10 protein-coding genes and 1 pseudogene are annotated in these 12330 nt (G+C 62.6%); 6 read left to right on the top strand and 5 right to left on the bottom strand.

The annotated features are described in order from the left end of the window. Nucleotides 1–216: 216 nt before the first annotated feature. The 4 genes from NKG99_RS20320 to NKG99_RS20305 all read right to left on the bottom strand — a co-directional run bounded on the left by NKG99_RS20320 (nt 217) and on the right by NKG99_RS20305 (nt 4570). Nucleotides 217–1008: an ATP-binding cassette domain-containing protein gene (locus NKG99_RS20320; protein WP_352870402.1), complete on the bottom strand. Its 792-nt coding sequence runs from the start codon at nt 1006–1008 to the stop codon at nt 217–219. A 3-nt stretch (nt 1009–1011) separates the two neighbouring features. Next, nucleotides 1012–1998 (bottom strand): ABC transporter permease, encoded by a 987-nt coding sequence (locus NKG99_RS20315; RefSeq protein WP_352870401.1) that lies wholly within the window; start codon nt 1996–1998, stop codon nt 1012–1014. 120 nt (nt 1999–2118) lie between these two features. Continuing rightward, entirely contained in the window at nt 2119–3054 is a 936-nt protein-coding gene (locus tag NKG99_RS20310) for a substrate-binding domain-containing protein (protein ID WP_352870400.1), read from the bottom strand. A 364-nt stretch (nt 3055–3418) separates the two neighbouring features. Beyond that, nucleotides 3419–4570: a fumarylacetoacetate hydrolase family protein gene (locus NKG99_RS20305; RefSeq protein WP_352870399.1), complete on the bottom strand. Its 1152-nt coding sequence runs from the start codon at nt 4568–4570 to the stop codon at nt 3419–3421. Between the two features lie 216 nt (nt 4571–4786). On the opposite strand from NKG99_RS20305, the gene NKG99_RS20300 reads away from it, so the two are divergent. From NKG99_RS20300 to NKG99_RS20275, 6 genes and pseudogenes are all read left to right on the top strand, one after another. Next, on the top strand, nt 4787–6070 hold the full coding sequence (locus NKG99_RS20300) for an NAD(P)/FAD-dependent oxidoreductase (RefSeq protein ID WP_352870398.1): 1284 nt from the start codon (nt 4787–4789) through the stop codon (nt 6068–6070). A gap of 102 nt (nt 6071–6172) precedes the next feature. Next, nucleotides 6173–7057: an ABC transporter permease gene (locus NKG99_RS20295; protein ID WP_352870397.1), complete on the top strand. Its 885-nt coding sequence runs from the start codon at nt 6173–6175 to the stop codon at nt 7055–7057. Continuing rightward, nucleotides 7054–7925: pseudogene (locus tag NKG99_RS20290) on the top strand (ABC transporter permease). The gene NKG99_RS20295 and the pseudogene NKG99_RS20290 overlap by 4 nt, the downstream one beginning before the upstream one ends. Beyond that, nucleotides 7910–9004, top strand: coding sequence for an ABC transporter substrate-binding protein (locus NKG99_RS20285; RefSeq protein ID WP_352870396.1), 1095 nt, complete (start codon nt 7910–7912; stop codon nt 9002–9004). The pseudogene NKG99_RS20290 and the gene NKG99_RS20285 overlap by 16 nt, the downstream one beginning before the upstream one ends. 177 nt (nt 9005–9181) lie before the next feature. Further along, on the top strand, nt 9182–9790 hold the full coding sequence (locus tag NKG99_RS20280; RefSeq protein WP_352870395.1) for a cupin domain-containing protein: 609 nt from the start codon (nt 9182–9184) through the stop codon (nt 9788–9790). Further along, entirely contained in the window at nt 9780–10865 is a 1086-nt protein-coding gene (locus NKG99_RS20275; RefSeq protein WP_352870394.1) for an ABC transporter ATP-binding protein, read from the top strand. The genes NKG99_RS20280 and NKG99_RS20275 overlap by 11 nt, the downstream gene beginning before the upstream one ends. Before the next feature lie 621 nt (nt 10866–11486). Here the strand turns inward: NKG99_RS20275 and NKG99_RS20265 are convergent. After that, nucleotides 11487–12191: an SOS response-associated peptidase gene (locus tag NKG99_RS20265; protein ID WP_352870393.1), complete on the bottom strand. Its 705-nt coding sequence runs from the start codon at nt 12189–12191 to the stop codon at nt 11487–11489. Between the last annotated feature and the right edge of the window lie 139 nt (nt 12192–12330).

Genomic DNA, 12330 nt, shown 5'->3' with positions numbered 1-12330 from the left:
TATCCGAGACGGTGGCTTTCATGCCGCAACCCACAGCCCGCAATAGCGGGCGATATCCGAGACGGTGGCTTTCATGCCGCAACCCTCGGCCGGCAATTGCGGGCGGTATCCGGAGACGGTGGCTTTCATGCCGCAACCCTATGCGCCGATGCGATGCCGCGCCAGACGAGCGATGCGATCTGAGGTGATGGATGATTGTCGCCCATCACCCGATAGTCAGTGCGATGGCTTGCCATCGGCGATGGCATCGCGGATTTCCTTGTCCGACATGCCGGTGATGATCCGTTCGACTTCCGCCACGCTGGTCTTCTTCGGGTCGATGTCGTCGGCGACCACCTTGCCCCGGCGCATGACGACGATGCGGTCGACCACCTGGAAGACATGGTGGATGTTGTGCGCGATGAAGATGCAGGAATGACCGGAATCGCGGGCGTTGCGCACGAAGCTCAGCACGCCCTGTGTTTCGGCGACGCCGAGATTGTTGGTCGGCTCGTCGAGGATGATCAGATCGCTGTCGAAATGCATGGCGCGCGCGATCGCCACCGCCTGGCGCTCGCCGCCCGACAGCGAGCCGATCGGCGTCGTCGGCGGGATGTTCTTGGAGATGCCGACCTGCTTGAGCAGGTCGCGGGCGACCGTGTTCATGGCGTCCTGGTCCATCCGGTTGAGGAAACGCGGCGGCTTGGTCGGTTCGCGTCCGAGGAACAGATTGCGGGCTATCGACAATTGCGTGACCAGCGCCGAGTCCTGGTAGATCGTCTCGATACCCTGGGCGATGGCGTCTCTGGTGCTGCGTAGGCTTACCTTCTGGCCGCGGATGAAGATATCGCCGCTGGTCAATGGAACGGCGCCCGAAAGCACCTTGATCAGTGTCGACTTGCCGGCGCCATTGTCGCCGAGCAGGCCGACGATCTCCCGTTCATTGACATGGAAATTGGCATCCTCCAGCGCCTGCACGCGGCCATAGGACTTGCGGATGTTCGTCATGCGGATCAGTGGCTCGGCCATGGTTCAAGTCCCCGCCTGATGCCGGCGTTCCAGCCATGAATGGAGCGCCATCATGCCAAGGATGATCGCGCCGATGAAGATGTTGTAGGCAAGACCTGGCACGCCGATCAGCACGATGCCGTTGCGCATCACGCGCAGGATCAGGATGCCGAGCACGGTGCCGATGATGGTGCCGCGCCCGCCGGTGAGTGCAGTACCGCCGATCACCACCATGGCGATGACTTCGAGCTCATAGCCGGTGCCGCTGTTGGGGTTCGCAGCCGAGGTGCGCAGCGAAGAGATGACGCCGGCGAGCGACGCCATGACCGACGACAGCACGAACAGGCCGATCTTGACGCCGCTGACATTGACGCCGCGGGCGCGCGCCGCACTGGGATTGCCGCCGGCCGCCTGGATCCAGTTGCCGGTGCGGCTCTGCGTCAGCACATAACCGAGCGCGATGGCCGCGGCGATGAACCAGAATAGCGACATGTAGATGCGGAACGGCCCGATGAAGAAGTCGCCGACCAGCGCCTCCGCCAGCCAGCTGCCTTCCGCGCTCCAGGTGCGTTGCGGAAAACCATCGGTGACGAAAAGGGCGGTGCCGCGCACAACCAAAAGCATGCCGAGCGTCACCAGGAAGGACGGGATCTTGAGCTGCGTCACGAACCAGCCGTTCACCAGCCCGATGAAGCCGGCAACCAGAAGTGCAGCGACAAAGCCGACCTCCAGCGATGTCAGGCCGCTGTTGAACAGCGTCCACATCAGCACCGGCGAGAAACCGAACAGCGAACCGACCGAGAGGTCGAATTCGCCCGACGTCATCAACAGCGTCATCGCCAGCGCGATCAGGCCGAGCTCGACGGTGAAGGCAAGCGTGTTGGAGATGTTCTGCGGCGACAGGAAGTCGTGATTGAAGCCCCAGAAAACGGCGATCTCGACGACGAGCAGCACGAAGGGGCCGAATTCTGGCCGCGCGACCAGGTGTTGGATGAGCGAACGATTTTCCACGAGCAACCCGCGACATGAGTGGAAAGGCTGAGCCTCGCACATCCTTGCGCGAAGGGCTCGGCGAAAATGAGAAGCCAGTCGCGACCGCCGGGGCGATCGCGACTGTTTGGGTTTGGGATGTTACTTGCCGGACAGGATGTCGTCGTAGACCTGCGCGGTGTCCTTTTCGTAGAGCGCGCCGGTGATGACGTTGAAGCCCGGAGGAATGCCGCTGGCGGCCATATTGGCCAGCGAAAGTGCCACATAGCTGGTCGCCTGCGGGTCCTGCCACTGGCCGGCATTGACATAGCCGTTCAGCACTTCCTGGGTGGTGTCGAGCGAGTTGCCCCAGCCGACGACCGGAATTTCGCCCGCCTTGATACCGACCTGGTCGAACACCCGCTTGATCGAGCCGGTGACAAGGTCGCCGAGGCCGATGATCGCCTTGACCTTGGCCTTGTTGGCTGTGAGGTAGTCGACCATGCGGTTGATCACTTCAGCCTGGTCGAGCGTGGCTTCGGTGATCTCGTAGGTGATGCCGAGCGGCTCGAAGACGCTCTTGATGCCTTCTTCTTCCTGGACGCCATAGGTGGCGCCGGGGATTTCAACCGGCATCCAGACGAAGTCGCCTTTCTTCACCAGCCCCTTGTCGACCAGATACTGTGCCCAGTGCTTGCCAAAGGTGACATTGTCGCCGCCGACATAGGCGTTGAAGTCCGCTTTAGGGTCGGGCGTGTTGAAATTGATGATCGGCACTTTCGCCGCACGCGCTTCCTTGACGATCTCTACCAGGCTGCCCGGATCGGGGCTCGTGGTGACGATACCATCGGCCTTGGCGGAGAGGGCGGCGCGAACCGCTTCCTGCTGCGAGGCCACGTCGCCATTGTGGAACGAGGTGTTGACGGTGTTGCCGGTGTCCTTGGCCCATTGCTTGGCGCCGGCCAGGAAATAGGTCCAGACCGGATCGGCCGGACCGCCATGCGAAATCCAGTAGAATGTCTTGGCCTGTGCCGCTGCCGGAACAATCGTCAGCGCCACCAACAGGCCGTATAGGACGAGTCTTAGCCGTGTCAGCATTTGATTTCCTCCCGTTTGTAGATGGTCAGTTCTCAGTCCGTCCCTTGTTCCGGCGACAGCCGGATTACATCTTTTGCCAGCGCCGGTCGGACGCGTCAGAGCATTCCCTTTTTCGACGGATGGCAAGCCTCCATCTGCAGATGTAGTTGGCGCCTGACGGGGCGCCATCAACGGTCCCATCAGATCGCATCAGTTGAGGCGGTTTTCCGACTGTCGGATAATTGGCGGCGAGGCTCAGCCGAACGGATGGTCCTGGCCTCGGGCCGCGATAGCGCAACCAGCGCCGATATGGATGACGCCGGCGGCCACCCCACGCCTATCCGGACCAGCGTCGGCAGCCGCACCCTAGCTGGGTGTCGAGATGCTAGATGAGATCGGCCTTCGCCAATTCCCGCATCAGATGGCTGGCGCCGTAGGTCCAGTGCGGGCAATCGGGCGACAGCCGCACCCTGTTGACCAGCGCGCCGAATTTTTCCGACGAGATGGTGACGATGTCGCCGATCTTGTGGGTAAACCCCTTGCCTTTCTCGCCGCGATCCTTTGATGGCACGAACATGGTGCCGAGATAGAGCGCCAGCCCGTCCGGATACTGGTGGTGCGGACCCATGGCAGCGGCAACCAGTTCTTCCGGCGAGCGGCTGATCTCGGCCATCGAACTCGCGCCCTCCAGCGAAAACCCATCCTCGCCCTCGACCTTGAGGCGCACGACCGCGCGCCTGACGTCGCCGATCGAGAACGTGTCGTCGAACAGCCGGATGAAGGGGCCGAGCGCGGCCGAGGCATTGTTGTCCTTCGCCTTGCCGAGCAGCAGGGCCGAACGCCCTTCGACGTCGCGCAGATTGACGTCGTTGCCGATGGTGGCGCCGACGATCCTGCCGCTGCTGGCGGCGATCATGGCGATCTCGGGCTCCGGATTGTTCCAGGTCGATACCGGGTGCAGGCCGACATCGGCGCCGAAGCCGACCGAGGCCATCGGCTGGCACTTGGTGAAGATCTCGGCATCGGGGCCGATGCCCACTTCCAGATATTGCGACCAGGCGCCGCGCGCGATGAGCTTGGCCTTGATCTCCATCGCTTCGGGCGAACCGGGCTTCAGCTTCGACAGATCGTGGCCGATCAGTCCGGCAATGTCAGCGCGGATGGCGTCGGCCTTTTCAGCCGAACCGCGCGCCTGTTCCTCGATCACCCGTTCCAGCAGGCTGACGACGAAGGTAACGCCCGAGGCTTTTACCGACTGCAGATCGACCGGAGACAGCAGATAGGGTTTTGTCGGATCGCGTGTCGCCTCGAAACTGTTGGCGGCGATGTCATCGAGCGACCCGATCGGTCTGCCCTTGGCCGAGCGGACGTGCCCTGCCGGGTCGCCCATTTCGCAAAGGTCGCGCATGGTTGGCGCCGCGCGCGACGTGATGTCGAAGACCGTGCCGTCGCGCACCGTGACCACCAGCGGATGCGAGGCGCTGCTGGCGCGGCCGACAAAAAGGCCCTCGGTGGGCAGATGCGTCTGGTTCGTCATTGGTATTCGGTCCTCTGAAATGATCGAAAAAAGCGGCTGGCTGGATCGGCGCGGCACTTTCACCGGATTCCGGTCAAAGGTCTATCCCGTCCTGAGATTGCAGCTGTCCGACGGGTCTGCTGGTTTCGGTCCAGAGACAAAAGCTGGAACGCTCTTTCAAAACTGTGAAATCCTGACTAGGATTTTCACCCGACGTAGCGCATCCAGGTGAACCTCTTGCCTGCACCATTCTCCGATCCGATCTGGCACAAGTCGCAAGCGGCTTCGACGTTTCAATCGCTTTTTCCCAGCGGCGAACGTGCCGACGTCGTCATTGTCGGCGGTGGGATCATGGGCCTGTCGACTGCCTTGCATGCTGCCCGCCTTGGTCTGTCCGTGCAGGTGCTGGAGGCCGGCAAAATCGGCCAGGGTGCATCAGGCCTCAATGGCGGCCAAGTCATTCCTGGCCTGAAATACGATCCGGAATGGCTGCTGGAGCATTTTGGCCCGGAGCGCGGCGAGGCGCTCGTCAACTTCGCCGCTTCAACCGCCGATGCCGTCTTCGAGCTGATCCACGACGAGAAGCTGACGGTCCCTTTCGTTCGCCATGGCTGGATCCAGGCGGCGCACACCGAGGTCGCGCTGAAGGCGGCGGCAAACCGTGACCGGCAATGGCGGGCGCGCGGCGCCGATGTCCAACTTCTGAGCGCGGCTGAGATCGCAGCCAAGACCGGCGCGCAGGGCTATCTCGGCGGCTGGCTCGATCGCCGCGCGGGTGTCATCGATCCGCTTGCCTACACATCGGAACTGGCACGAATTGCCGCGGCCACGGGTGCGAAAATCGCCGAACACCAGAAGGTGGTCCGGTTGGGGAAAAGCGCCGGCGTTTGGCGGATCTCAACGGAGAACGGGCTGCAATTGCAGGCAAAAGCGGTCGTGCTGGCGACCAATGCCTATACGGATGGTCTGATCCCCGGCCTCGCCGAGACGATCGTGCCGTTGCATTCGTTCCAGATCGCAACAGCGCCATTGCCGCCCGACGTTTCGGCCACGATCCTGCCTGAGGGGCAGGCGGTGTCGGACTCCAGGCGCATCCTCGTCTATTACCGCAAGAGCGCCGACGGACGGCTGGTGCTTGGCGGGCGTGGCCGCATGGCCTTGCCGACGAGCACCAGTGACTGGGCACATCTCGAGCGGGCGCTGCGGCGGCTCTACCCCATGCTGTCCGAAATCGCCATCGAGAAGCGCTGGTTCGGCCGTGTGGCGATGACGCCGGACCACCTGCCGCACATCCACGAGCCCGAGCAGGGCCTGCTGGCCGTGGTCGGCTGCCAGGGCCGCGGCGTCGGCCTGATGACAGCGCTTGGCGAGAGTGTCGCTGGCTATCTCCAATGTGGAGATGCCAGGCAATTGCCGTTCCCGCTTTCACCGATCCGGCCGATCCCATTCCACGCCTTCCGCCAGGTAGGCGTCGCCGCGACCATCGCCTGGTATCGCCTGCTCGACACGCTGGAGCGCTGACCACGGCAATTCATGCCAACGGGTCCCGATTGGGGATTTCGCTTGACAGTTTCATGAATATGAAAAACTCTTGGCCAATTTCAAAATTTGATAGGCAGGTCGATGTCGACCCTCGTTGCAGCATCAGCGCCAGAGGCCCGGTCGTCATCGGGCTTCCGGGTCGCCATGCTGCTGCCGGGCGCCCTTGTCACCTTCCTGCTGATCCTGTTTGCCCTTGGCCTGGTGCTTTTCCTCGCCTTTCGCGGCAATGACGGTTCGCTGCTCGGCGCCGGTTTCACCGCGGCGAATTTTGCGACTGTCGTGTCCGATCCACTGTACTGGACGGTGACGCTGCGCTCATTGGTCATTGCCGCGCTTGTCACGCTGGCCACCGTCGTCACCGCCTATCCCGTCGCCTACTACCTTGCCTTCCACGCCGGCCGGCGGCGCGGCCTGCTGCTGTTCCTGGTGACGCTGCCGTTCTGGACCAGCTATCTCCTGCGCGTCTTCGCCTGGAAGATCGTGCTCGCCTACAATGGCGTGCTGAACTCGGCGCTGATCGAAAGCGGCATCTGGTCCGAGCCGACATTGGCCTTTCTCAACACGCCGGCCGCCGTCGTCGTCACGCTTGCCCATGCCTATGCGCCGTTCGCCATCCTGCCGATTTATGTGGCGCTGGACACGATCCCGAAATCGCTGATCGAGGCCGCTTCCGATCTCGGCGCGCGGCCATTCACCTCTTTCCGCCGTGTCGTGCTGCCCAATTCGATGCCGGGAGTGCTGGCGGCAGCCCTTGTCGTCTTCGTGCCGACGGTTGGCGATTATGTCACGCCGGCTCTCGTCGGCGGTCCGGCCAGCACCATGATCGGCACCCTTATCCAGGCGCAATTCGGCAAGGCCAATGACTGGCCGTTTGGCGCCGCGCTCTCCGTCGCCGTGATGCTGGTCATCCTTGCCGTGGTGTTGGTCGCGCGCTTCACCGACCGCAGATTTGGCAGCCGGACATGAGCACCACACGCACGCAGCGGGGCGGTCGCTGGCTTGGCGCCTACGTCATCGCCTATCTGGTCTTTCTCTATCTGCCGGTGCTGCTGATCCCGCTGTTTTCCTTCAACAACTCGATCCAGGCAGCGTTTCCGCTGCAAGGCTTTACCTTGCAATGGTACGCGACTTTGTTCGGCAATTCGGCGCTGACCGGCGCGCTCCTGAACAGCCTCGTCATCGGTGCCCTTGCCGCCATGGGTGCTACGCTGTGCGGCATCACCGTGTCCTACATGGATCTCTATGGCCGCTCGCCGCTGGCCGCCGCCATCAGCGCGCCATTGCCCGGCTGCCGATCCTGATCCCCGGCGTCATCGTCGGCATATCGCTGCTGATCCTCATCAACCTCATCGGCCTCGGGCCATCGCGCATCGCCATCGTTCTCGGGCACATATTGGTGGCGCTGCCAACAACGGTGGTGATCATGCGCAGCCGCTTCGCCGCCATCCCCAAAACCATTCGCGAGGCGGCTCTCGATCTCGGTGCCTCCGACTGGACGACCTTCCGGCGGGTCATGCTGCCGCTCAGCCTGCCGGCCATCGTCTCGGCCTTCATGCTGGCCTTCCTGATCTCCTTCGACGAATTCATCGTCGTCTTCTTCCTCGCCGGCACCGAGCCGACGCTGCCGCTCTACATCTGGAGCCAGCTGCGGTTCCCCAAATCGCTGCCGACGGTCATGGCGCTGGGCACGTCGATCCTGGCGGTGTCCTTCGTCATCGCCGCAGCAGCCGAAATCCTGCGCCATCGCGGCCTGGCCGCGGCGGCGCCAAGACCCGCCGATCCATCACAACCAAAACAAACCAAGAGAGGAGAACTGCAATGGCATTCGACCTGAAATCTGGCGACCTGAAATCTGGCCACCCGATATCCGGAAAGACGGCCCGGGCCGGCTTGGCCGCCTTGGCATTGGCGCTGTCGTCGACCGTCGCTTTCGCCGGCGACAAGCTGCAATATTTCACCTGGTCGGGCTACGAACTGCCCGATTTCAACAAGAGCTTCCTGGCCGCGCACCCCGACGGCGTCGAGGCCTCGATCTTCGGTGACGACGATGACGCCTTCACCAAGGTTAAGGCCGGCTTCCGCCCCGACATCGCGCATCCCTGCTACGACAAGGTGGCGCGCTGGAACAAGGAAGGCCTGCTGCAGCCGATCGATACCAAGCGCATCAAGAACTGGGATTCGATCTTCCCGGTGTTCAAGAACCTGCCCGACCTGCAGGCCGGTGACGGCAAGGTCTGGATGGTGCCGTGGGACTGGGGCAACACCTCGATCCTTTACCGCACCGATCTGGTGAAGAACCCGGAAGCAAGCTGGAATCTCCTGTGGGACAAGCAGTATGCCGGCCGCATGGCGACCATCGACGCGGTGCATGACACGCCGATCGTTGCCGCACTCCTTGCCGGCGTCAATCCGTTCGACATGACGCCTGCCGAGATGGACAAGGTGGCCGAGAAGCTGCGCGAGCAGCGCCCGCTGCTCTCCAACTACACCACCGACATGACCTCGGTCGAACAGGCGCTGGCCAGCGGCCAATTGGTCGCCGCCATGACCTGGAACGCGTCGGCCACCTCGCTCAAGAAGCAGGGCGTGCCGGTCGAGTTCATGAAGCCCAGGGAAGGCATGCTGACCTGGGCCTGCGGTTTCGTCATGCTCAAGGACGCCAAGAATGTCGATCTTGCCTATGACTTCATCAACAGCCGGCTGGACGCCGAATCCGGCAAATACCTGATCGAGGCCTATGGCTATGGCAGCTCGCTGAGTTCCGCCTTTGCCACCGTGCCGAAGGAGGAACTGGAGAAACTCCAATTGCCGTCCGATCCGGAGGTGATGCTGAAGACCACCATCTTCACCGGACCGATGAAACAGAATGACGACCTCGCCAAGATGTTCGAAAAGGTGAAGGCTGGCGGGTAAGGGCGTTCTTCCTTCTCCCCTTGTGGGAGAAGGTGTCGCCGTAGGCGACGGATGAGGGGTGTTCCAGGGAACACCAGCGTCTCATTCCGCTGGAACACCCTTCAACCGTCTCGGCGCTTCGCGCCGATCCACCTTCTCCCACAAGGGGAGAAGGGAAAAGCAAACGAGGACGGAGGCATGGATATACTGGACGAAGCGGCTGAGAAGCCGAAGGACGATGCCGATGTGCGGGTCGGCCGGCGCGTGCGGGCGCTGCGGCTCGAGCGCAAGCTGTCGCTGGCCGATCTTGCCGCCAGGGCAGGGGTGTCGATCGGGGCACTGAGCCAGATCGAGCGTGGCATGTCCTCGCTGCGCGTCAAGGTGATCTGGCCGCTCGCTGCCGCTCTCGACATCGAGCCGTCGGCGCTGATCGCCGACGGCAACGATGCCGCCAACGATCTCTATTGCGTGCGTGCCGACAAGCGGCGGCAAATCCCGGTCAAATCGGAAGGCATTGCCAAGGCGCTGCTGTCGCCGCCTGGCGCGACACTGACCGGCATGCTGGTGACGGTGGAAGCCGGCGGCGGCACGGCCGAGGCCTATGCCCATGCCGGCCATGAGTTCGGCTTCGTGCTGTCGGGCGAGGTCGAACTGGTGGTGGATGCGACAAGATACGTGCTGAAGGCGGGCGACAGTTTTGCCTTCAAGAGCACGCTTTTGCACGCCTTCCGCAATCCGGGCGCCGAGCGCTGCCAGATTCTCTGGGTCAACACCACGAAGCCGTCCGAGGTTCGCGATGGCGCCTGATCCCCTCGTCCGGCTGCAGGCGGTCTCGAAAATCTTTCCCGGCGGCATCGTCGGGCTCGACGCCGTCGATCTCGACATTGTCAGCGGCGAGTTCATCACGCTGCTCGGCCCGTCCGGCTGCGGCAAGACCACCAGCCTGCGCGTCATCGCCGGCTTCGAAAGCCCGTCGAGCGGCAAGGTGCTGCTCGACGGCCGCGACATCACGGCGCTGCGGCCCTACGACCGGCCGGTCAACACCGTGTTCCAGGATTACGCGCTGTTTCCGCACATGAACGTTGAAGAAAATGTCGGCTTCGGCCTGTCGCTGCGCAAGCTTTCAGGCAGCCAACAGGCAAAACGCGTCGGCGAAGCGCTCGACATGGTCGGCCTCGCCGACAAGATCGGCGCCCGCGTCTCCGAACTGTCGGGCGGCCAGCGCCAGCGTGTCGCGCTCGCCCGGGCCATTGTCTGTGAACCGCGCGTGCTGTTGCTCGACGAGCCGCTGTCGGCGCTCGACGCGCATCTGCGTGAGCAGATGCAGGTCGAACTAAAGCGGTTGCAGTCGCGGCTCGGCACCACCTTCGTCATGGTCACGCACGACCAGACCGAAGCGCTGTCGATCTCGGACCGCATCGTCATCATGAACAAGGGCCGCATCGAGCAGATCGCACCGCCGGCCACACTCTACGACCGGCCAGCCACCACATTCGTCGCCAGCTTCATCGGCACGATGAACCTGCTGCGGTCGCGTTTCATCGGCCGCGACGGCGATCGCCTGCATTTCGTCGCCGGCGCTCTGCCGCTGGAGGCCACGTCCGAAGCCGGCGACGCTCCCGCTGAAGGGGCCATGCGCACCGTCGGCGTGCGACCAGAGGATCTGCTGGCCGCCACCGAGGCCGCGGCCGGCACGGCGCCGGCGCGCGTCAACAGCATCGTCTTTCACGGTCGCACACTGCGCCTGCATGCCGAACTCGGGCAGGGCGCACCTGTTGTCATCGACGCGCCGCGCCAGGCCGAGGGTTTTCAATTCAGCGTCGGCGACGTCGCGCATATCAGCCTGCGCCGTGGCGCCAACTGCCCCATGCTGCCGGGCTAGTTTCATCGACGATAACAACCGGAGCACACGTTCGCGCCGTTCGGCGGCTACAAGCAGTCAGGCCGCGGCCGCGAATATGACGACTGGGCCATCCCCGATTTTCTGGAGGTCAAGGACATCATCGGCTATGGGACTTGGAAGGTTGAGGGCCAGGTTCGCGTCGGCGGTCGGCCTGGCCTATCTGGGATCCTCCTGCCGGTTGTGAACACATGGAATAAAGTATGGATTGACTGGCAAGGAATACATTCCTAAATCTGGCCGATGCCGGAACCCAGCAGCCGACCGCGCCGAAATGTGCAAACTCTTTGCCTGGCGCACGACGTCGGGCAACTCGTTCGTGTCCGATGCCGGAACTGCAACATCACTCGGCACTACCTACCCGGAGATCTCGCAAAGCTGGTCGGTGACATCCCCTTTTGGGATGTGGAACGGCATATGCGGTGCGAACGCTGCAAACTACGCGAGCTTGACGCCGATATCATCCTTCCGAGTGCTGTCGAACGATTGAAAATTCGTGTCAGACGCCTTGTCGAAATCCGCGTGGTTCGCCGAGCGATTTGGCGAGACGAGGATTGAGGAAGGGGCTGATACGGCGATCCTGCAGCTTAGAGATCCTGCAGCTTAGAAAAGAGATCCCTGGGCCGGAGCCTGCTGCGGGAATTTGATCTGTGTGGCTGGTTTCTCGACGATCACCAACGCGTCGTCGAGCGCTGTCCGCTGCAAATGCCGCGCGTCTGACCACGGCGCTGTCAGCCAAGCCTCGGTCTCTTCCGACGTCGTCAGGATCACGGGCATGGCCCTCTCGTGGATTGGCGCGATGAGTGCATTAGGCTTGGTTGTCATGAAGGCGTACAACTCGAAGTCAGCAGGACCATCCTTGACTTTCCGCACGCCATGCCAACGAGTCCAAAAACCAGCGAAGAAAAATAAAGGTCGGCTTTCATCACGGGCAAACCAATAATTGCGCTGGATTCCTGTTTCCGGGTCTTTGTCGTTCGGTGTAGGGCTGGGTTCCGCAAAGCTGGTCACCGGCACGACGCATCTATGCTCGATGCCAACAAACTGTTGCCAGTGAGAATATTGCGGATTGCGAACGTTTGTGGTGCCGTAGTCCGCCTTGCCCTTCATGCGTTCAGGCGGCGTTGGCAAACCCCAAAACAGTTTCGCCAGCTCACGCTCCCCGTCCGCCGTGTTGCGAACGACCGGGCCGGGCTGGTTGGGATAGATGTCCACGGAAGGCTCAAGGTTGCCGCTGATATCGCGCAGTGTGCGCGTCCATTGGCGGACCGCCTCTTGCGTCGTGGTGATGTTGTAGAGGTTGCACATTCACCTAGGATCGCGGAAATGGCTCGTGTCCGCAACCGAATGTGCGGGAGCCGGTCCGCGCGATATCATCCTGACATGGCTTGTCAGCTACCGAGCGGATGACGATGGCAGGCCAGCAAGCTGTTCCCTATTTGCAATT

The sequence above is a fragment of the Mesorhizobium sp. M1409 genome (assembly GCF_040317535.1).
In the GTDB taxonomy this organism is placed as follows: domain Bacteria; phylum Pseudomonadota; class Alphaproteobacteria; order Rhizobiales; family Rhizobiaceae; genus Mesorhizobium.
This window is presented reverse-complemented; position numbering and strand designations above follow the sequence as displayed.